Origin of the sequence: Thiocapsa sp. (assembly GCF_018399035.1) — a bacterium.
In the GTDB taxonomy this organism is placed as follows: domain Bacteria; phylum Pseudomonadota; class Gammaproteobacteria; order Chromatiales; family Chromatiaceae; genus Thiocapsa.
The window spans coordinates 4,369,642-4,389,886 of record NZ_CP073760.1; the positions used below are offsets into that span (position 1 = coordinate 4,369,642).

A 20,245-nucleotide genomic window follows, 5' to 3' on the forward strand; every position below is an offset into this window, starting at 1 on the left:
CGACAACAACGGAGTGACCGAGATGAAGAGACACATTTTGTCGGCCCTTATCGTGTCATGTACGGCGCTGGGTCTGGCCGCTTGCGGCCAGGACCAAGCGCCGGTCGAGGAAGCCGCCGCGCCGCCCGCGGAAGAAGCGAGAATGCTCGACCAAGCGGTCGATGCGGCGAAGGATGCCTTGGATCGTGCCGGTGAGGTTGCGACCGAAACCAAGGATGCGGCCTCGGAAGCGGCGGATGCGGCGATGGAGCGGGTCGATGCGGTGCGTGATCAAGCCGAGCAGGACGTCAAGGAGATGATCGAGCAGGTCAAGAGCTTCCTGGCGGAGGATAAAGAGGAGATGGCGCGTGAGTTGATGGACAAGCTGTCTGCCATGAAGGATTCTGTCTCCGACGTGGTGCGTGCCGAGATCGAGCGTCTGGAGGCCATGTTCTCCGACGCCTGAACAGCCGGCGCGTCGCCCCGTCCGGGCCGCCCTCCCGCGCAGGTCGGGCGGGTGTCCCGGGCACTCGTCGTCGCAGTGACGCCGCCTCGGTCCCCTGCCGGGTTGCGTGCGGATCGTTTCATTCACCATCACTCCGAGGCTCGGCGATCGCTGCACCGTCGCGAGGCGATGTCGGTTGGGATCGCTCATGGCTTGGCTCTATCTCGTCGTTGCCGGTATCTTCGAATGGGGTTGGCCCGTCGGCCTGAAGCTCGGGATGACGGATGCCGGCCTGCGCTGGGGCTGGATCGGATTCGCCGTCTTTTGCATCGTGGCGAGCGGCGCCTGCTTGCTCGTCGCGCAGAAGACCATTCCCATGGGCACGGCGTACGCGGTTTGGACGGGTATCGGTGCCGTCGGGGCCTTTGCCATCGGGATCGTCCTCTTCGCCGAGCCGGCCACCCTGCTGCGTTTTCTCTTCGTGGGCATGATCGTGCTCGGCATCGTCGGGTTGAAGCTGGTCTCCGGGCCTTAAACCGCGCCCGGTACGGTATGCGCTGTTTTTGGGTGGGGTCGGCCCCGGCAGGCATCACCGCCGTTGGAGTCGGCGCGGTTTAAGGTATTAAAAAATATATTATTTTAAACCGCGTTCCCGACAAGAGTTGTGGATGCACCAAACCTTGATCTCACTCGAAAAAGAGCCTCTCGCTCCGGACGCGGTTTAGGTGAGAGCGAGGCAACCGCATCCGACGCTCGGTCACTGCACCGCCGGCAGGCTCGGTACTGCCGCCCTGTAGCGGCGACTTCAGTCGCCCAGTAACTCTCCCACGCTCCCCCCAACTTGCTCCCACGCTCCGCCCCCAACTCGCCCCGACGCTCCGCGTCGAGCCCCCCCGGTGCGTGTGTGCGAGCGTCTCTGCGACTCCGGCGCCTCTCCAAGGGCCGCTGCCGGCGTCATCGCTCGAGAGGTCCGATCGGGTGCTCTAGATGCGGCTCTCTGATCTCGGGTCCCAGCATAACGGCGATCGGCCGTGTCTGCGGGTTGGCGTCCAGCGCGATCTTGAGCGACATGGTCAGAGGGACCGACAGAAACATGCCGACCGGTCCCAGAACCCATCCCCAGAATATCAACGAGACGAAGACTACCAAGGTGGAGAGGCCGAGTCCGTAGCCCATGATTTTGGGCTCCAGGATGCTCCCGACCAAGGTGTTCACCACCAAATAGCCCAGCGCAACCAGCAGTGCACTCTGTAGGTCGATCTGAACGAGTGCAAGCAAGACCGCCGGAATCGCGGCCAGGATGGAGCCGATCGTGGGGACGAAGTTCAACAAAAAGGCGATCAGGGCCCAAAGCACGGCGTAGTCGACCCCGAGGATCGTCAGCCACGCCCAGATGACGACGCCGGTCCCCGCGCTGGTTAAGGTCTTGATGCCCATATAGCGGTTGATGCTGTCGAGGACGGTATGCATCCGTTGCGTCGAGGTCTCGGGCGAGACGAGCGCGGCCCGCAGCTTGGCCGGCAGCCCGGCGGCCTCGAGCAGGATGAAGACCACGGTCAGCAGGATGAGAAAGGCGTTGGCGAGCACGCCGCTGAGTCCGGACACCAGGTCTCCCGCCAGCCCCAAGACGCGCGCGGGATCGATATAGGTTTGCAGCGCCTCGCGCGAGGTATGCAGGCCGACGCCGTCGAGCCATCGCGCGAGGTCGTCCACGAGGAGCTTGAGGCGTTCCTGGTACTCCGGGAGACTCTCCTGGAAGCCGTCGAGCGATCCCGTGACCAGGATGGCGAGCACGCTGCCGAGACCGCTGATCGCCAAGACCACCAGCAGCATCGCGGCCCAGTTGGGCGCACCGCGACGGCGCAGCTCGCGCAGCGGCGGTGTTGCGATGACGGCGATGAAGACAGCGAGCAGGAAGGGCGTGATCAGGGATGATGCCGCCCGCATCCCGGCGACAACGACGATGAAGGCCGCAGCGGCGACCAGGAAGCGCGTGGTAGGTCCGAGGCCGGGATTGGAGACCATGCGTCGCGCTAGCGTGTCGCTGGGCGCGTTCCGACCGGTGCGAACCGGGGTAGGCCCGATTGCAGCCACCAGGTGTTGGTCACCTCGTCCCACCGCCAGACCTGTCGGTCGGTCAGTTGCTTGACGACCTGGGCATCCTCGAACAGATAGTCGATGACGACCACCTGATTGGCGCTCTCGTCGGCTTGGATGACCGGCGGCTGGGTCACGTCGTAGCCGGTCACGCGCAGCTCGTCGAAGACCTCCGGGAGCGCTCCGGTTTTGCGTTGATCCGGATGCAGGAAACCGAGCGCCGTCTCGAAATAGCCCCAGCGCAGCGCGGATTGATAGCCGTTGGTGGCGGCCTGGAGTGCGACGGCGCGACGGTCCTTCTCCACGACCGCACAGCCGGCGCCCGAAAGGCTGGTCAGGAGCAGGGCAAGCATCGGCAGGACGCTCCAGTGCGTGATTCGCCCGGGCGCTTGCGGCCGGTGCCTTGAACCTTGCGGTTGAGCCATCGCGCCCTCGAAGATCGATCTCATGTGCATGTCTATCATCCCGGGATGATAAGCCAAGCCCCCGGCGCGACCAACGTCGGGCACGCCCCGCGATCTGCGGTATCATTCCGGACCGAATGTTCTAGCCCTAACCGATCTTCAAAAGCGATGCCTGAATCCATCGAGCCGAAACGCGAGATCGCCGTAGCCGATGTGCGGCTCACGCTTCTCGGAACCGCACACGTCTCGCGCGCCAGCGAGGAAGAGGTCCGCGCCCTGCTGCAGAGCGGGGAGTACGACGCGGTGGCCGTGGAGCTGTGTCGCAGTCGTTTCAGTGCCTTGATGGATCCCAAGTCGCTGTCGGAGATGGATCTCTTTTCGGTTATCCGCCAGCGGCGCGTCTACATGGTGGTCGCGAATCTCGCCTTGTCGGCCTACCAGCAACGTCTTGCGGATCAGTTCGGGATCGAGCCCGGTGCGGAGCAGCGCACGGCGGTCCGCGTCGCCAAAGAGTTGGGTCTGCCGGTCCTGCTGATCGATCGGGAGATCGGCGTCACCCTGAAACGCATCTCGGCCAATCTCGGCTGGTGGAAGCGCTACACCCTCTTCACGGGGCTCTTGGCCGCCATGCTGACCTCGGAGAAGGTCAGCGAGGAGGAGATCGAGCGGCTCAAGGAGGGTGACGTCCTGGAGACGACATTTGCCGAGTTTGCCCATGATCGGCGGGATCTGTTCGTTCCGCTGATCGAGGAGCGCGACCGTTACATGGCCGCAAAGCTGCGCAGCGAGCCAGCGCGGGCGGGCGTGAAACGGGTCTTGGCCGTCGTGGGTGCCGGGCACCTGAAGGGTATCGCCGAGGCTTTGGAGACGGACGCCACCGACCCCGCCGCGGTCGCGCGAGCACTCGAGGAGGTCCCCCGCCGAGCCGTTGGCCGCGCATCCTGTCATGGGGTCTGGTCGTGTTGATCCTAAGCGGCTTTGCTTTCGGCTTTTCACAGAGCACCAGCTTGGGGTGGGGGCTGGTCGCGGCCTGGGTCGTCATCAACGGCGGTCTTTCCGCGTTGGGTGCGTTGCTGGCCGGCGGACACCCCTTGACGGTGGTTGCCGCGTTTCTCGCCGCGCCGCTGACATCGCTGAACCCGACCATCGGTGCGGGTATGGTCACGGGTGCGGTCGAGCTCTCGATGCGCAAACCCAGGGTATCGGATTTCGGCCGGCTGCGTCTCGATGTCGTGACCTTGCGCGGCTGGTGGCACAACCGTGTCGCCCGCGTTTTTCTCGTGTTTCTCTTCAGTACCCTCGGTTCCGGGATCGGCACCTACGTCGCCGGCTTTCATATCGTAGATCAATTGTTTAGCGTCGGCGTCCCCTGACGTCTCGCCTGCAGCTCACGGAGGCGCGCCGGCGGACATCAGGGTCCTGTGCGGTCGAGTCCGGCAAGGTGGCTCCGGATCGTCTCGATCGCCTCGTCGAGATGCTGGAACGCATGATCTCCGCCCTCCCAGACCATGAGACGGCCGCACCCGGCATAGATGCGCTCGGCGATGCGCGAATCGATGACCTCGTCGCCGCGCTCCAGGAGCAGGGTGCTCGGAGTGCCGTCGCAGGGATCCGCGACGCCGTAGGGCCGGGTGCTCTCGATGAGATCCTCGCTGACCCGATACTCCTCGCCGTGGGCCGTGGTCATGATCTCGCCGATGTGTTCTCGAAAGAGGCTCCAGGGGGTGAGTGCCGGGTTGATCAGGTACAGATGCGAGAACCGAAACCGGCGGGCCAGGTATTGGCCGTAGAAGCCGCCCATGGAGCTTCCGATCACGGCCGGCGCGATGCCCTCGTGCTGCCCGAGAAGCGTGGCGAAGAAGTCCGATAAAACGGCGACGGCATCCGCGGGGCGGTGCGCCGGATAGTCGACGGCGACGACCGGATGCGGGGCCAGGCGCTCGCGAAGGCGCTGGGCCTTGAAGGATCGGCTCGAGCTGTTGAGTCCGTGGATGTAAACGAGCATGTCGTCCGAGTCCTCGCTGCGCCGGGTGAACGGCGTCAAGGCGCTCGCTCTTGAGCCTCGAGGCGCTCTTCTTGGCATGAGGTGGGCGGGGGGCGCTTGGTCTCGGCGTCGGTCGGGCTCGCGGGAGAACCGAAAAACGTCACTCGAAACACAAGGCAGCGATCGATAAACTCGCGCGTACTTTTGGGCATCGGCACCCGGGCGCGTACGATGGAACCGATCAGCTCGGTTCCGTCACGCAACAGTGCGACGGCGTCCATCGCCTCGCGCGTGGCCGTGGCGCTCGCGTCGCAGGGCAGCACCGGGGCCATTCGGCCGAGTCGATCCATCGCGACCGCGAAGGTCGGCCAAACATCGAAAATCGCCGGGTCGGTGCGCAGGATCTCGCACTTGCGTTTGGCTGCGTCGGCCAAGGCGTCGATCTTCGGATCGATATCGGTCATCTGGCGACTGCCCGCAAAGGTGTCCTTCAGGACCGTCGCGATGCGATCGATGTCGCGCATGGTCATGGCGATCTTCAGGTAACGGCTGTCGTAGAAGTCCTCGATCGTCATGGAAAACGCCTTGAACGGCTCGCCCCAGAGCTCGTCGATCCCCTCGTCTCCGCTGCGATGCCGGACCAGCTTTCCGAGCTCCAATGCTTGCAGCAGGCAATCTCCGCACTCACGCATCAGGCTGTTGTCGGTGCCGATCTCCACTCCGGCGGCTTGCAGATCGACGAGGCAGGTGAAGATATCCGCGGCACGGTTGAAGAGCGCACCGGCCAGCATGGCCCCGTTGACCCGCTTGCGCTCCGGATCGGTTTCCGAGGTATAGGCCTCGCGTGCCTCGTCGAGCCGTAAACCCGGGATGTTGATGCCGTGCTCGACATGGTTGAACAGACGTCGGGTGAGCGCTTGGATCAGGCGTCGTTTGGTCTCGAGCGTATCGCCGGGCGGCTTATAGGACTTGATCCAGTAGCCGTCGTAAAACACGCGCTCCTCGTCGAGGATGATGCGTCGCCTGCCGTTCTCGGGTTGTGTGGCCATGCCTGGGTCGGAGTCCTGGGCGGGTAAGTGGAGTGATACCGGTTTTCCGCGGGGTGCGCAATCGTGATCCTCGATTCGGGATTTCCGGGCTGCGATCGCGTACCCCTTAGAGGTTCGGCAGCCTCCCTATGACCTCGAGCATCGCTGGACTATAGTGGCGCTCTTGGCCACACACGCAATGACCGTCATGGATCCCGGTGTCGTCCGACAGGTTACCCCCGCCATGATGGGCCCGGCGTGATTTTAAGAAGATTACCGAGCCGTTTTATCGAGGGGATATGCGAGTGAAGGACACGATTGCATCCATGATGACGACACTCTTCATATGGAGTCTCGCGGGGGCGCTGTTCGGCGCGTTGTTCGGCGGTCTGTATCAGGTCCTCACTGTTCTCGGGCTCGCAGGCTGGCAGCCTTTGGTGATCGCGGCAGCGGCAGCGGCCATGACCACATCGGCTTTCTACAGCGCCATGCCTGTCGCGCTGATGGGCGCCATGGCCGGTATTTTGGCGTCCATCGGGTATTTGATCGTCAGCGGACAGAGTGTCGAGCTCCTCTGGATCGCCGGGACGGCGGGCGCGGGCGGGATCCTTGCCGGGGTGTTCTATGCCTGGATGATCACCGGCGGAGGCCGGCCGCTCGCCGAGACGCTGACGGGTCTGATTGCCGGTGTTTTGGCCGGCGGCATCATGGCATTCGTGTTCGCTTCGTTCGGCATCCGGTTCAGCATGTTCGTCCTGTCGGCGGGCGTCGTGGCGTTGGTCGGGACCTTCTTCCAGGTCTCCGAGCGCTGGCTGGTCGCACGTAGCGCCCGCTGGTTTCCGGGAGTCTTGTCGGCGCCCGTAGTCGCCGGGCTCATCGCGGCCTTGGTCGGGGCCAGCGTTTGGATCATCGGCGGTACGACCTCGACGATGTTGAGCAGCAATGCGCAGGATTCCGCAAATCAGATCCTCGGCGCTGTCCAGCCCGGATTCCTCGGTGGAATGCTCGGTGGTGCCGTGACGGGTGTGGTCTTGCAGATCCTCGGTTTCCGGCCCGAGCAGCCGCACTGAGCCGAATGCCGTCTTCTCCCGGTTGAACGGAAAAACGTGAAAGCCATACGATTTCTGTGATAATAGCTCGCCACCCTCGCACACGCCGGTCACGTGCGTGCAGGGCCCGCGCAGGATAGGGCCCCGTGGTTTCTGCCTACCCTCAACTGAAATGGAGGAGCCCCGATGTTTGCCGTTCTCATCGCACTTGCCGTCGGTATCGTGATTGGCTGGAACTGGCCGATGCCCCCTTGGGCAAAGGACATCCAGGATCGTATCGTCCAGACTTTCCAGTCCATGACCAACAGGACCCCCAAGTAACCTGCCGAGCCGATCCGCATCGGTAGCGGCTAGGGACGAGAGCGTGAACGGCTTCGAGACCGTTGCGCTGTCGTTCGCCGGTGCGGTCGGCTTCAGACCGAGTCGAGAATCAGCACCGCGGCGATCGCCCAGAGCGCCCGGTTCAACCAGCGCCGGTAGGTCCCCTGATCGAGCCGGCGGCGCACGCGAATCCCGATCCACAATACGGCCAGAACGGCAGGCAGCGCCAGCAGGGCAAGCTGAATGATGGTCGGATCCAGGGCGTCCTGGAGCGCGAATCCGGTCAGTTGACCGCTCTTGCTGGTGATGAAGCTCAGGTTGAAGGTCGCGACCATCAGGCCCGGATGCATCCGGGTGTAGAGCGCGAAGGCGACCACGATGGGCGAGAAGACGTTCACCAGGCCGGCCAAGAGGCCCATCCCCAATCCCAACAGCGCCAGCCCCCAGTGCGGGATCCGATGCTCGGGCCCGTCGCCGCGCGTGTGCTGCAGGATCAAGAACAGGATCAGGACCAGGGCCAGCAGGAGCCGAAAGGGCTCGGGGTCGACGCTCAACAGCACCCGGGTGCCGATCAAGCTGCCCACCAGCGTGAAGACCGGGATGGGCCAGAAACGGCGCAGTGCTTCGAGCCAACGTCGCTCGGTGGCGATGCTGACCAGGTTGATGGCGATGGTCGGGATGAGTGTCAGGAGCACGGCCGCGCGCATGTCCATGAAGAGCACGAGCAGCGGGGTTGCGACCAGCGGGAACCCGAACCCGAAGAGAGACGAGGAGGACATCGGTGTCGAGCGTCCGCCTCGGGGGCGAGCGCTCGCGACTGGACCAGATCGGTTTACGAAGTGGACAACTGCCTGATCCAGGTGATACTCAATAGGCGCCGGTTTTCCGGTTCTCCGGTCACTAACCACTATAAAAGGCATCCCCCGGCACCCTTACCCAGCCTTCCATCAGCACCCGGGCGCTGCGGCTCATGATGGCCTTGGTCACAGTCCAGTCGCCATCGACCAGCGTTGCTTCCGCGCCGACCCTCAGGGTGCCCGAGGGATGACCGAAGCGCACCGCGTTGCGCGGCCCGCCGCCTGCGGCCAGGTTGACCAGGGTGCCGGGGATGGCGGCGGCGGTGCCGATCGCCACCGCGGCCGTGCCCATCATGGCGTGGTGCAGCTTGCCCATGGAGAGTGCGCGTACGCACAGATCAATGTCGCCGGCGTTGACCTGCTTACCGCTGGAGGAGACGTAGTCGGCGGGCGGGGCGACGAAGGCGACCTTCGGGGTGTGCTGGCGGGTCGCCGCCTTGGCGAGATCCTTGATGAGGCCCATCCGCAGCGCGCCATAGGCACGGATGGTCTCGAACATCTGTAAGGCATCGGCATCGCCGTTGACGGCGTCCTGCAGCTCGGTGCCCGTATAGCCGATGGCCGCCGCGTTCACGAAGACGGTCGGGATACCGGCATTGATCATCGTGGCCTGGAGCGTACCGACACCGGGGACCTCGAGGTCGTCGACCAGGTTGCCGGTGGGGAACATGGAGCCGCCGCCCTCGCCCTCATCGGCGGGGTTTAGGAACTCCAACTGCACCTCCGCGGCCGGGAAGGTCACGCCGTCGAGCTCGAAATCACCCGTCTCCTGCACGGCGCCGTCGGTCATGGGCACGTGCGCGATGATGGTCTTGCCGATGTTGGCCTGCCAGACGCGCACCCTCGCCATGCCGTCCTTCGGCAGCCGGCCGGCCTCGACCAGTCCGGCGCTGATGGCAAAGGAGCCGACCGCAGCCGAGAGGTTGCCGCAGTTGCCGCTCCAGTCGATGAAACCCGTGTCGATGGACACCTGGCCGAACAGATAATCGACGTCGTGATCGGGCCTGTTGCTCTTGGACAGGATGACCGTCTTGCTGGTGCTCGAGGTCGCCCCGCCCATGCCGTCGATCTGCTTGCCGTAGGGGTCCGGGCTGCCGATGACCCGCAGCAGCAGGGCATCGCGCGCCGGGCCCGGCACTCGGGCGGCCTCGGGCAGATCCTGCAGGCGGAAGAAGACACCCTTGCTGGTGCCGCCGCGCATGTAGGTGGCGGGGATGCGGATCTGGTGGACGTTGGGCATGTGATCGATATCTCTAAAGATTGGTCTATTCACTTCCCTCTCCCCTCGCGGTAGAGGGGCTTTTTTAGGCCGCCTTGTTGGATTCCAGGAAGTCCTGGGCGAAGCGCTGCAGCACCCCGCCGGCCTCGTAGATCGCCAGCTCTTCCGCGGTATCGATGCGACAGGTGACCGGCACCTCCACAGGTTCGCCGTTCGTGCGCGTGATCACCAGGGTCAGGGTGGCGCGCGGTGTGCGCTCGCCGAGCACGTCGTAGGTCTCGCTGCCGTCGATCCCGAGCGTCCTGCGGTCGACGCCCGGCTTGAACTCCAGCGGCAGCACGCCCATGCCGACCAGGTTGGTGCGGTGGATGCGCTCGAAGCCCTCGGCCACGATCGCCTCCACCCCGGCCAGACGCACGCCCTTGGCCGCCCAGTCGCGCGACGAGCCCTGGCCGTAGTCGGCACCGGCGATGATGATCAGCGGCTGCTTGCGTCCCATATAGATCTCGATCGCCTCCCACATGCGCATGACCTTGCCGTCCGGCTCGACACGGGTCAGCGAGCCCTTCTTGACCTGGCCATCCACCACGGCCATCTCGTTGACCAGTTGCGGGTTGGCGAAGGTGGCACGCTGGGCGGTCAGATGGTCGCCGCGGTGGGTGGCGTAGGAGTTAAAGTCCTCCTCCGGCAGGCCCATCTTGGCCAGATACTCGCCGGCAGCGCTGGCGGCCAGGATGGCGTTCGACGGGGACAGATGGTCGGTGGTGATGTTGTCCGGCAGGACCGCCAGCGGACGCATGCCCTTCAACGTCCGCTCACCGGCCAGCGCCCCTTCCCAGTAGGGCGGACGGCGGATGTAGGTGCTCTGCGGGCGCCAGTCGTACAGCGGGCTCTTGGCCTCCTGCACGATGCCCAGATCGAACATCGGCAGATAGACCTGCTTGAACTGCTCCGGCTTCACGCAGGCCGAAACGATGGCGTCGATCTCCTCGTCGCTCGGCCACAGGTCTTTGAGGGTGATGGGGTTGCCCTGCGGGTCATGGCCGAGCGCATCCTGCTCGATGTCGAAGCGCACGGTACCGGCGATGGCATAGGCCACCACCAGCGGCGGCGAGGCCAGGAAGGCCTGCTTGGCATAGGGGTGGATGCGGCCGTCGAAGTTGCGGTTGCCCGAGAGCACGGCAGTGGCGAAGAGGTCGCGGTCGATGATCTCCTGCTGGATCTTCGGGTCCAGTGCGCCGGACATCCCGTTGCAGGTGGTGCAGGCGTAGCCGACGATGCCGAAGCCGAGCTGCTCCATCTCGGCCAGCAGACCGGCCTCTTCCAGATACAGCTTGGCGACCTTGGAGCCCGGGGCAAAAGACGTCTTGACCCAGGGCTTGCGCGTCAGGCCCAGTGCGTTGGCCTTCTTGGCCACCAAGCCGGCGGCCACCACGTTGCGCGGGTTGCTGGTATTGGTGCAGCTGGTGATGGCGGCGATGATGACCGCGCCGTCCGGCATCAGGCCGTCCTGCTCTTCGGCCAGCGCCTTGTCCAGATCCACGGCGATGCCGCGCTCGTGCAGTGCGCTGGTCGGCAGGCGGCGGTGCGGGTTGGACGGGCCGGCCATGTTGCGCACGACGGTGGACAGATCGAACTCCAGCACGCGCTCGTACTCGGCGCTGACCAGCGCATCGGCCCACAGTCCGGCGGTCTTGGCGTACTGCTCGACCAGTGCGACCTGCTCGGGCTCGCGGCCGGTCAGCACGAGGTAGTCGATGGTCTGCCGGTCGATATAGAACATCGACGCGGTCGCCCCGTACTCCGGACACATGTTGGAGATGGTCGCGCGGTCGCCGATCGTGAGGCTGGCGGCGCCCTCGCCGAAGAACTCGACATAGGCACCCACCACGCGCGACTGGCGCAGGAACTCGGTTAGGGCCAGCACGATGTCGGTGGCGGTGATGCCCGGCTGGCGCTTGCCGGTCAGGCGCACGCCGATGATGTCGGGCAGGCGCATCATCGAGGCGCGGCCCAGCATCACGGTCTCGGCCTCCAGGCCGCCGACGCCGACGGCGATCACGCCGAGTGCATCGACGTGCGGGGTGTGGCTGTCGGTCCCCACGCAGGTATCCGGGAAGGCCACCCCGTCACTGGCCTGGATCACCGGAGACATCTTCTCCAGGTTGATCTGGTGCATGATGCCGTTGCCGGCCGGGATGACGTCGACGTTCTTGAAGGCGGTCTTGGTCCACTCGATGAAGTGGAAGCGGTCTTCGTTGCGCCGGTCTTCGATGGCGCGGTTCTTCTCGAAGGCGTCCGAGTCGAATCCGCCGTACTCCACCGCCAGCGAGTGATCGACGATCAGCTGGGTCGGCACCACCGGGTTGACCTGTGCCGGGTCGCCGCCTTTCTCGGCGATGGCGTCGCGCAGGCCCGCCAGATCCACTAGTGCGGTCTGGCCGAGGATGTCGTGGCAGACCACCCGCGCCGGGTACCAGGGGAAGTCCAGATCCTGGCGGCGCTCGATGAGCTGCCCGAGCGCATCGGCGAGGCCGGCCGGGTCGCAGCGGCGCACCAGGTTCTCGGCGAGCACGCGCGAGGTGTACGGCAGCCCGGCATAGGCGCCGGGCCGGATGGCATCGACGGCGGCCCGGGCGTCGAAGTAGTCCAGGGCGGTGCCGGGCAGGGGCTTGCGATAGGCGCTGTTCATGATCGATGCACTGTTTTGAGAGTGAAGACGTCGCCGGACACGCCGTGGCGCGCTCGTGGCGATGTGATGTTGCGATAAAGACAGCCGGGCATGAACGCCGCTAAACCGCGTCCGGAGCGAGATGCGTCGTTTTCATTTTGCGTTTGGCTTCGGAGATGTCCTCGACCCCGGTGAGACGCGGTTTAGAATTTAATATTTTTTAAGACTTTAAACCGCGCCAGCTCCGACAGTCGTCGGGGCTGGCGCGGCCAAGCCATTCCAACAAATGACGCATATCGCACCGGGCGCGGTTTAAACCACGGCGTTCTGATCTGGCCCCCGAACCCCGAACCCCGAACCCCCGCCCACTCACCGCTTCTCGATCGGCACCCAGCTCAGGTTCTCCGGCCCGACATAGTTGGCGCTCGGCCGAATGATCTTGGCGTCGATGCGCTGCTCGATGACGTGGGCGACCCAACCGGTGGTGCGCGAGATGACGAAGATGGGCGTGAACAAGGGGGTCGGAACGCCCATCTGCGCGTAGGACACCGCCGAGAACCAGTCGAGGTTCGGGAACATGTGCTTGATGTCCCACATGACGGTTTCGAGGCGATCGGCGACCTCGAACATGCGCATGTCCTCGTTGGATTCGGACAGGCGGCGTGCGACCGTCTTGATGACCTCGTTGCGCGGGTCGCCCGTGGTGTACACCGGGTGACCGAAGCCGATGATGATCTCCTTGCGTCCGACCCGCTCGCGGATGTCCGCCTCGGCCTCGTCGGCGCTGAAATAGCGGCTCTGGATCTCGCAGGCGGCCTCGTTCGCGCCGCCGTGCTTGGGTCCGCGCAGTGCGCCGATCGCACCCGTGACGGCCGAGTAGATGTCCGAGTTGGTGCCGGCGACCACGCGTGCGGCGAAGGTCGAGGCATTGAACTCATGCTCGGCGTAGAGGATCAGCGAGGTGTGCATGGCGCGCACCCACTCCGCCGACGGGGATTGGCCGTGCAGTAGATGGAGGAAATGTCCGCCGACCGACTCGTCGTCGGTCTCGACCTCGATGCGCCGGCCGTTGTGGGCGAAGTGATACCAATAGAGCAGCATGGAGCCGAAGCTGGCGACCAGGCGATCGCCGATGTCGCGTGCCGCGGCGACCGGCATGTCGTCCTTCTCCGGCTCCAAAGTGCCGAGCAGGGATGCACCGGTGCGCATGACGTCCATCGGATGGGCCGAGGGCGGGATCTGCTCCAAGGCGGTCTTGAGTGCTGCGGGCAGGCCGCGCAGCGCGCGCAGCTTGCGCTTGTAGGACGCAAGCTCGGCGGATGTCGGCAAATGCCCGTGAATCAGCAGATAGGCGATCTCTTCGAACTCGGCCTGGTCGGCAAAGTCGAGGATGTCGTAGCCCCGATAATGCAGATCGTTGCCGGTGCGACCGACCGTGCAGACGGCGGTGTTGCCCGCAGCGGTGCCGGACAGGGCGACCGACTTCTTGGGCTTCGGCAGTTGGCTCTCTTGGTTTTCGGCCATCTTGTTCTCCTCGATCGGTATGATGCGGTTGTCTTTGTTCGGGTGTTAGTTATCGGTTATCAGTTATCAGTTATCAGTTATCAGCCTTTAGCCCAACCATCGCTAACGGCTAACGGCTAACGGCTAACGGCTAACGGCTAACGGCTAACGGCGATAACCGATAACCGATAACCGATAACCGATAACCGATAACCGATAACCGATAACCGATAACCGATAACCGCTCTCCCGAGGTCTCAATCAGACTTCCCGTGCGTAAACAGCTCATCGAGCTTCTGCTCGAAGCCGTGGTAGTTGAGGAAGTCGTAGAGATCCATACGGGTCTGCATGGTGTCGACCACGGCGGCTTGAGTGCCGTCGCGGCGGATCGCCTCGTAGACCTTCAGGGCGGCCAGGTTCATGGCGCGGAAGGCGGACAGCGGGTAGAGCACGAGCGAGACACCGACGTTGCCCAACTCGGTCGTCGTGAAGAGCGGGGTGGAGCCGAACTCGGTGATGTTCGCCAAGACCGGGACCTTGACCGCCGCGATGAACTGCGCGTACTCGGCCAACTCGGTCATGGCCTCGGGAAAGATCATGTCCGCGCCGGCCTCCACACAGGCGACGGCGCGCTCGATGGCCGAGTCGATCCCCTCGACGGCCAAGGCATCGGTGCGGGCCATGATGACGAAGTCGTCGGTCCGCGCGTCGACGGCGGCCTTGATCCGGTCGACCATCTCCTCTTTGGAGACGATCGCCTTGCCGGGACGGTGACCACAGCGCTTGGCCGCGACCTGGTCCTCGATATGGCATCCGGCCGCGCCGGCCTGGTTCATCAGCCGGACGGTGCGGGCGATGTTGAAGGCGCCGCCCCAGCCGGTGTCGGCGTCGACCAAGAGGGGCAGGGCGGTGGCGTCGGTGATCCGGCGCACGTCTTCCAACACGTTGTCCAAGCTAGTCATGCCGAGATCCGGGATCCCGAAGGAGCAGGCCGCTACACCGCCGCCCGAGAGATAAAGCGCCCGATAACCGGTACGCTCGGCCATCATGGCGTGATAGGCGTTGACGGCGCCGACCACCTGAAGAGGATGCTCCTCTGCAACGGCAAGCCGAAGCCGGGCGCCGGGTGTGCGTGTTTCGGTCATGCGGGTCATCTCCTTCTAAACCGCGCCTGGCGCGGTATGCGGTGTTTTTGGATGGGATCGGCCCCGGCAGACTTGACGACCGCTGGAGCGGGCGCGGTTTAGGTTATTAAAAAATATATCAATTCAGGTGCATCGCACTTGCAGCACGAGCAGCTGTGTCAGAACCATTCGTTGTCGTTGTCGTTGTCGTTGTCGTTGTCGTTGTCGTTGTCGTTGTATCGATGGTCGATGACGACAACGACAACGAGTTTGGACGGTCTCGATCGCGTCCTGCGCTCCAAGCGCTGGTGGTTGGCTGCTCAACGCTCGACCGCCAGCCGGCGCTCGATCGCCCGTCGCGAGGCGCGGATATGCCGCCGCATCAGCCATTCGGCCAGCTCGCCGTCGCGCTCGGCGATGGCGTCGGCCACCAGCTCATGCTCCTTGAGTGCATCCGCGGCCCGGTCGCTCTTCATCCCGAACTGGCAGCGATACATGCGCGCCAGGTGGTAGAGATCGTTGCAGAGGATGTCGATGAGACGCCGGTTGCCGCTGCCCTGGACGATGCGGAAGTGGAAGTCGAGATCGCCTTCCTCCTGGAAATAGGTCTGCCAGTCGGCACGCGCGACCTCGCGCCTGTGCTGCTCCAAGAGGCACTTTAAGTCTGCGATGGCTGCATCGGACATGCGTTCCGCGGCGATCCGCGCGGCCATGCCCTCGAGCGCCTCGCGGATCACATAGATCTCGAGAAGCTCATCGTTCGACAGGGTGATGACCCGCGCGCCCAGGTTCGGGCGGCGTTCGACGAGATTGGTGGATTCGAGCCGGCGCATGGCCTCGCGCAGCGGCCCGCGGCTGATCCCGTAGCGCGCCGCGAGTGCCGGCTCGCTGATCTTGCTGCCGGCGGGGATCTCGCCTTCGACAATCGCCTGGCGCACCTGACCGAAGACGCGATCGGCGATCGTCGAGGTCTCAAGTTCCAGAACAGTGTCAACGCCTGACATCATCTCTGTCGACAGTGTTGCGGGAAATATGTCTAATTTAAGCTATATGCGGCATATGTCAAGAGTATGTGTCGACAATAATGCTGTCCAGCGGTCGGGACAGGCCGGTTGCGGCCATGATGCGGGGCGGTCGGAAGAAGCAGCGGTGGGCGCCGATAACAAGAATGGGTAGGTTGGGCAAAGCGCAGCGTCCCAACCTACGACTCAAGGCCGGCTTCGAGGAGCACTGAGCGGCGCCCACGGCGTGAATGGTGCCGTCAGCTCGCCTTGCAGATCGCGATCTCCGCCGCGCCGGGCCACGAGCAGGCGTCGGTTCGCGGGGGGCGGGCATCTCGCCCGCCCCCATGCGATGCCTCGATCAATGCAGCCTAAAGCCGAAGAATTCGCCTCCTGCGCGTTGCTGCCGGAGCATTTCCGCAGCCACCCCCTTGGCGAGCGCCCGCAGCGCTGGCGGGGCCTTGGCTGCGAAGTCGTTCAGGAAGGCGACGATGGCCCGGGTCTCCCAGATCTCCGCTGGGTCGCCTTGGAGCGCGGCATAGATGGCCTCCTGGTTCGTGAGGATGAGCACCCCGGTCGTGTCGAGCAGACGCGGGTGATCCAACAGCACCTTCAGTGCCTCCTCCGACTGGCTGTAGAGGAGCGTGGTGTAGAGCCGCCCCCGCTCCGAGCCCATGAGGACATGATCGCGATAGTCGCGCAACAGCTCGAGGGTCGTCGCGTCGATGAGCATCGCGGAATAGGCGAGCGGCCAGATGTCGCCAGGCGAATCGCTGACGCGCATCACGGCTTGATCGCTGTCGCTTGCGCCGAGATCGTCAGTCACCTCAAGTGTGACTTTGCACTGACTGCCTTCGGCCGCATCCGCGTCGATCTGTACGCTCGCATCCACCCCGTTCGCCGCGCCGGCGATGCCGCAAGGACCCGTCGTCGACCAGGCATAGCTCGCGATCTGGCCGTCGGGATCGGATGAGCCGGAACCGCTCAGCGCGACTAGGTCACCGGGGCTCACCTGGAGGGGCGCTCCGCTGATCCGTGCCTCGGGTGGCTGGTTGGGACCGGTGACGGTGTCGATCTCGATGTAGTCGATGTACCAGCCGGGGCGAGACGTCGAGTCGTGATAGAAGGCGATCCGGACCACCTTGCCGGCGTAGGGCGAGAGATCGTCCCGCCGGAAGGACCAGACGGTCGAGGTGCCGCTGATGCGGGTGCCCAGGTTCTGCCATGCCGACCAGGTCAAGGTGGCTTCGTCGTAGGTCGAAATCTGGACTTGCGCGCCACTGGTCGAGAACCAATGCCAGAAGCTGAGCGAGATGCCCGATGCATCAAGCAACCGAACGGGCGGGGTCATCAGCCGACTGGTGCTATTTCCGGTCAGCATGGTCCCGGCGCATTGGGTGCCGCTATGACAGGTGGTGGTCCCGTCCGGCGGGGTGCCGATATCCCAGTTGCCTCGATCGGCTGACCAATCGCCTCGTCCGCCCTCGAAGGTTTCAGGGTTGGGAAGCACCGGGGTCTTCTTGAAGATTCGAATCTCGTCGATGAACCAGCCGGCACCTTGATAGGAAAATTGGGTGAAATGAAAGAAGGCGAACTTGACCGTTTTGCCGGCATAAGGAGTGAGATCGTCGATCCGGTAGGACCAGTCGCTGGAGGTGCCAGCACTTAGAGAGCTGCCGACCTGAGTCCAAGCCGACCATTGTCCAGTATCCGGGTTGTAGGCGCTCAACTGGACAGTTTCGGTTGCCCATGAGCTGAGGGAAAACCAATGCCAAAACCCGAGTAGGATCTTCTCGTCACCCGAGACGCTCGGCAGGCTGATCTGCGGGCTGATCAATCGTGAGTCAGTTTCAGCGGGATAGTTGCCGCCAAGCACGGTGCCCGCGCATTTTGCGCCTGCCTTACAGGCCGCTGGACCGGCCGTCGGCGTACCGACCTCCCAAACACCATTGTCCGCAAACCAGCTCCCCCACCCGGATTCGAACCCTTCTTGCAAGAGGGTCTGGGCACTGGCCGGTAGCGGGGTCAGGACGAGCGCGCAGAGGATCACCCCGATCCAGCCGCGCAGGCCCCGACGGGACCGGAGGCCGAGCCTTTGAGGTGTGATGGCCTCGCTCGCGATGGTCGGTTCGGTGAATGCGATTCCCGGGTCGGCGGTCTCTTTGTCCGGCAGGTGCATGGCCTGGATCTGGACGGGCTGACGCGGCGCCCGCTCGAACCCTGATTGATGTGACAGCATGGTCCTCTCCGTTTGCAACGCTTGGTGGATTCTTGTGATCACCTTGTGCGACCGAGACCTCGAAAGGTCCGGGGGCTGCGCTACGACCATGAGTGACCAAACGCGAAACGGTTCGGTCTGGACGCACCGATGCCCGCTTTAAGCGTAGACGCGACGAGTGCGGGCTGCAATCCATACCAGACGAATGGACATGTTCTCTAATGGGTTTTAAGTCTTTATTTTTGATTTAATTATTTGGACGTTGCTCCAATCGGTATAGCCAGCGTCGGCATCGGAACACCGGCTTGCCGTGACGCCGATGCGGATGGGAGATTGTGCAATGCCGAGCGGACGTCGCACCCATGTCCGCGTCCGACTCGGCTTGGAGGACAGGCCCGATCAGCCGTGCTGCGCGTAGCCGATCTTGCCCAGCGCCGTCTCGATCTCTTCCAGAATGGCGGGGTCGTCGATCGTGGCGGGCATGCGGTAGTCCTTGCCGTCGGCGATCGACTTCATGGTGCCGCGCAGGATCTTGCCCGAGCGGGTCTTGGGCAACCGCTGCACGACGACCACGGTCTTGAAGGCGGCGACGGGTCCGATCTGATCGCGGACCAGATTCACCAGCTCTTTGGTGATGACGGCATCGTCGCGCGAGACGCCCGATTTCAGCACCACCAGCCCCACGGGCAGCTCGCCCTTGAGCTGGTCGTGCGCCCCGATCACGGCGCATTCGGCCACATCCGGGTGGGAGGCGAGTACACCTTCCATTGCGCCGGTGGAGAGTCGGTGACCGGCGACATTGATGATGTCGTCGATACGGCTCATGACGAAGAGGTAGCCTTCATCGTCCAGATAGCCGGCGTCGCCGGTCAGGTAGTAGCCCGGTTGGGCCGAAAGATACGACTGGACGAAGCGTGCATCGTTGCCCCACAGGGTCGGCAGGCATCCGGGCGGCAGCGGTAACTTGATCATGATGCGCCCGATGTCGCCGGGTGCGACCGAGAGCCCCTCGTCGTCCAGGACCTGAATGTCGTAACCGGGTACGGCGCGGGTCGGCGAGCCGGGCTTGACCGGGAGCTGCTCGATGCCGAGACAGTTCGCGGCGATTGCCCAGCCGGTCTCGGTCTGCCACCAATGGTCGATGACCGGGATGCCCAGGATCTTCTGCGCCCAACCCAGCGTATCCGGGTCGCACCGCTCGCCTGCGAGGAAGAGCGCACGCAGGCTGCCGAGATCGTAGCGTCCGAGATGCTCGGCGTTCGGATCGTCGCGCTTGATGGCGCGGAAGGCGGTGGGCGCCGTAAAGAGCACGGAGACACGGTGCTCGGAGATCACGCGCCAGAAGGCCCCGGCGTCGGGTGTGCCGACCGGTTTGCCCTCGTAGAGGATCGTCGTGCAGCCGGCGAGCAACGGCGCATAGACGATGTAGGAGTGTCCGACCACCCAGCCCACGTCGGATGCGGCCCAGAAGACCTCGCCAGGCTTGACGTCGTAGACGTTCTCCATGGTCCAGGCCATAGCGACCGCGTGTCCGCCGTGGTCGCGCACCACGCCCTTGGGTTGGCCGGTGGTGCCGGAGGTGTAGAGGATATAGAGCGGGTCGGTCGCGGCGACCGAAACACAGGCGGCCGGCTCGGCGGCGGCCAGCGCCTCGGTCCAGCCGAGGTCGCGTCCCGCGATCAGGGTGCCGGGCTCCTGCTCGCGTTGCAGGATGATGCAGTGCTCGGGCTTGTGCTCGGCCAGATTGATGGCCGAGTCGAGCAGCGGCTTGTAGTGGACGACCCGATTGGGCTCGATGCCGCAGGATCCGGCGACCATCACCTTGGGTTTGGCGTCGTCGATCCGGGTGGCCAGCTCGCGCGCGGAGAAACCGCCGAACACCACCGAATGGACTGCGCCGATCCGGGCGCAGCCGAGCATGGCGACGGCCGCTTCCGGCACCATCGGCATGTAGACGATGACCCGATCGCCCTTGGTCACGCCGAGTGCGAGCAAGGCCCCGGCGAAGCGCGCGACCTGATCCTGCAGCTCCGCGTAGGTGATCACCGTCTTGGTGCCGGTGACGGGGCTGTCGTGGATGATGGCGGGTTGATCGCCCCGTCCGGCGGCGACGTGCCGATCCACGGCGTTGTAGCAGGTGTTCAGCATCCCGCCCGCGAACCAGCGATTGAAGGGCGGGTTGGAGCTGTCCAGGACCTTGTCCCACGGCCGATCCCAGTCGATGAGCTCGGCGGCCTCGGCCCAGAACGACTCCGGATCCTTCATCGATCGCTCGTAGACGGCTTGATAACCCATGGTGATGTCCTCGGTAGTTAAACCGCGCCCGGCGCGGTATGCGATGTTTT

16 protein-coding genes and 1 pseudogene are annotated in these 20,245 nt (G+C 64.4%); 5 read left to right on the forward strand and 12 right to left on the reverse strand.

Features of this window, described 5'->3' with window-relative positions; translation table 11 throughout:
• The first annotated feature begins 22 nt into the window (after positions 1–22).
• Both KFB96_RS19920 and KFB96_RS19925 read left to right on the forward strand, forming a co-directional pair.
• Complete coding sequence (locus KFB96_RS19920) at positions 23–445, forward strand: hypothetical protein (RefSeq protein WP_213460755.1); 423 nt, start codon at positions 23–25, stop codon at positions 443–445.
• Between the two features lie 187 nt (positions 446–632).
• The gene (locus KFB96_RS19925; RefSeq protein ID WP_213460757.1) at positions 633–959 is read left to right on the forward strand and encodes a multidrug efflux SMR transporter; all 327 of its coding nucleotides are present in this window, start codon (positions 633–635) and stop codon (positions 957–959) included.
• Positions 960–1,378: 419 nt separating this feature from the next.
• Here the strand turns inward: KFB96_RS19925 and KFB96_RS19930 are convergent, their stop codons facing one another.
• Together KFB96_RS19930 and KFB96_RS19935 are read right to left on the reverse strand one after the other, a co-directional pair.
• Entirely contained in the window at positions 1,379–2,449 is a 1,071-nt protein-coding gene (locus tag KFB96_RS19930; RefSeq protein ID WP_213460758.1) for an AI-2E family transporter, read from the reverse strand.
• An 8-nt stretch (positions 2,450–2,457) separates the two neighbouring features.
• A complete protein-coding gene (locus KFB96_RS19935) occupies positions 2,458–2,976 on the reverse strand; it encodes a hypothetical protein (protein WP_300970571.1) in 519 nt (172 codons plus the stop codon).
• A gap of 117 nt (positions 2,977–3,093) precedes the next feature.
• On the opposite strand from KFB96_RS19935, the pseudogene KFB96_RS19940 reads away from it, so the two are divergent.
• Positions 3,094–4,298 (forward strand): annotated as a pseudogene (locus KFB96_RS19940) (TraB/GumN family protein).
• A gap of 38 nt (positions 4,299–4,336) precedes the next feature.
• On the opposite strand, the gene KFB96_RS19945 reads toward KFB96_RS19940, so the two are convergent.
• On the reverse strand, positions 4,337–4,969 hold the full coding sequence (locus KFB96_RS19945) for a YqiA/YcfP family alpha/beta fold hydrolase (RefSeq protein WP_300970572.1): 633 nt from the start codon (positions 4,967–4,969) through the stop codon (positions 4,337–4,339).
• The gene (locus KFB96_RS19950) at positions 4,966–5,958 is read right to left on the reverse strand and encodes a hypothetical protein (protein WP_213460760.1); all 993 of its coding nucleotides are present in this window, start codon (positions 5,956–5,958) and stop codon (positions 4,966–4,968) included. The genes KFB96_RS19945 and KFB96_RS19950 overlap by 4 nt, the downstream gene beginning before the upstream one ends.
• A 305-nt stretch (positions 5,959–6,263) precedes the next feature.
• Between KFB96_RS19950 and KFB96_RS19955 the strand changes: the two genes are divergently transcribed.
• Both KFB96_RS19955 and KFB96_RS27020 read left to right on the forward strand, forming a co-directional pair.
• Positions 6,264–7,007 (forward strand): spermidine synthase, encoded by a 744-nt coding sequence (locus KFB96_RS19955; RefSeq protein ID WP_367114982.1) that lies wholly within the window; start codon positions 6,264–6,266, stop codon positions 7,005–7,007.
• 165 nt (positions 7,008–7,172) lie between these two features.
• The gene (locus tag KFB96_RS27020; RefSeq protein ID WP_300970575.1) at positions 7,173–7,307 is read left to right on the forward strand and encodes a hypothetical protein; all 135 of its coding nucleotides are present in this window, start codon (positions 7,173–7,175) and stop codon (positions 7,305–7,307) included.
• 92 nt (positions 7,308–7,399) lie between these two features.
• Here KFB96_RS27020 and KFB96_RS19960 read toward each other — a convergent pair whose 3' ends face one another.
• The 8 genes from KFB96_RS19960 to KFB96_RS19995 form a co-directional block, all read right to left on the reverse strand.
• Complete coding sequence (locus KFB96_RS19960; protein ID WP_213460762.1) at positions 7,400–8,086, reverse strand: sulfite exporter TauE/SafE family protein; 687 nt, start codon at positions 8,084–8,086, stop codon at positions 7,400–7,402.
• A 121-nt stretch (positions 8,087–8,207) separates the two neighbouring features.
• Positions 8,208–9,404 carry a 2-methylaconitate cis-trans isomerase PrpF gene (gene prpF, locus KFB96_RS19965; protein WP_213460763.1) on the reverse strand — a complete coding sequence of 399 codons (1,197 nt, stop codon included), beginning with the start codon at positions 9,402–9,404 and terminating at the stop codon, positions 8,208–8,210.
• A gap of 64 nt (positions 9,405–9,468) precedes the next feature.
• Entirely contained in the window at positions 9,469–12,075 is a 2,607-nt protein-coding gene (gene acnD / locus KFB96_RS19970) for a Fe/S-dependent 2-methylisocitrate dehydratase AcnD (protein ID WP_213460765.1), read from the reverse strand.
• A 348-nt stretch (positions 12,076–12,423) separates the two neighbouring features.
• Positions 12,424–13,578, reverse strand: coding sequence for a 2-methylcitrate synthase (gene prpC, locus KFB96_RS19975; protein ID WP_213460767.1), 1,155 nt, complete (start codon positions 13,576–13,578; stop codon positions 12,424–12,426).
• 236 nt (positions 13,579–13,814) lie between these two features.
• Positions 13,815–14,702, reverse strand: a complete 888-nt coding sequence (gene prpB / locus KFB96_RS19980) for a methylisocitrate lyase (RefSeq protein ID WP_213460768.1) — start codon at positions 14,700–14,702, stop codon at positions 13,815–13,817.
• Between the two features lie 299 nt (positions 14,703–15,001).
• Positions 15,002–15,688, reverse strand: a complete 687-nt coding sequence (locus KFB96_RS19985; protein ID WP_213460769.1) for a GntR family transcriptional regulator — start codon at positions 15,686–15,688, stop codon at positions 15,002–15,004.
• Positions 15,689–16,043: 355 nt separating this feature from the next.
• Positions 16,044–17,921, reverse strand: a complete 1,878-nt coding sequence (locus tag KFB96_RS19990) for a choice-of-anchor J domain-containing protein (RefSeq protein WP_213460770.1) — start codon at positions 17,919–17,921, stop codon at positions 16,044–16,046.
• 378 nt (positions 17,922–18,299) lie between these two features.
• A complete protein-coding gene (locus KFB96_RS19995; protein ID WP_213460771.1) occupies positions 18,300–20,195 on the reverse strand; it encodes a propionyl-CoA synthetase in 1,896 nt (631 codons plus the stop codon).
• Positions 20,196–20,245 lie beyond the last annotated feature (50 nt).

Bases quoted from the DNA above. Each gene is read 5' to 3' on its own strand.
- KFB96_RS19920 (WP_213460755.1), top strand. From the start codon at position 23: ATGAAGAGACACATTTTGTCGGCCCTTATCGTGTCATGTACGGCGCTG.
- acnD (WP_213460765.1), bottom strand. From the start codon at position 12,075: ATGAACAGCGCCTATCGCAAGCCCCTGCCCGGCACCGCCCTGGACTAC.
- KFB96_RS19990 (WP_213460770.1), bottom strand. From the start codon at position 17,921: ATGCTGTCACATCAATCAGGGTTCGAGCGGGCGCCGCGTCAGCCCGTC.
- prpC (WP_213460767.1), bottom strand. From the start codon at position 13,578: ATGGCCGAAAACCAAGAGAGCCAACTGCCGAAGCCCAAGAAGTCGGTC.
- KFB96_RS19935 (WP_300970571.1), bottom strand. From the start codon at position 2,976: ATGCACATGAGATCGATCTTCGAGGGCGCGATGGCTCAACCGCAAGGT.
- prpB (WP_213460768.1), bottom strand. From the start codon at position 14,702: ATGACCGAAACACGCACACCCGGCGCCCGGCTTCGGCTTGCCGTTGCA.
- prpF (WP_213460763.1), bottom strand. From the start codon at position 9,404: ATGCCCAACGTCCACCAGATCCGCATCCCCGCCACCTACATGCGCGGC.
- KFB96_RS27020 (WP_300970575.1), top strand. From the start codon at position 7,173: ATGTTTGCCGTTCTCATCGCACTTGCCGTCGGTATCGTGATTGGCTGG.
- KFB96_RS19995 (WP_213460771.1), bottom strand. From the start codon at position 20,195: ATGGGTTATCAAGCCGTCTACGAGCGATCGATGAAGGATCCGGAGTCG.
- KFB96_RS19960 (WP_213460762.1), bottom strand. From the start codon at position 8,086: ATGTCCTCCTCGTCTCTCTTCGGGTTCGGGTTCCCGCTGGTCGCAACC.
- KFB96_RS19930 (WP_213460758.1), bottom strand. From the start codon at position 2,449: ATGGTCTCCAATCCCGGCCTCGGACCTACCACGCGCTTCCTGGTCGCC.
- KFB96_RS19925 (WP_213460757.1), top strand. From the start codon at position 633: ATGGCTTGGCTCTATCTCGTCGTTGCCGGTATCTTCGAATGGGGTTGG.
- KFB96_RS19985 (WP_213460769.1), bottom strand. From the start codon at position 15,688: ATGATGTCAGGCGTTGACACTGTTCTGGAACTTGAGACCTCGACGATC.
- KFB96_RS19950 (WP_213460760.1), bottom strand. From the start codon at position 5,958: ATGGCCACACAACCCGAGAACGGCAGGCGACGCATCATCCTCGACGAG.
- KFB96_RS19955 (WP_367114982.1), top strand. From the start codon at position 6,264: ATGATGACGACACTCTTCATATGGAGTCTCGCGGGGGCGCTGTTCGGC.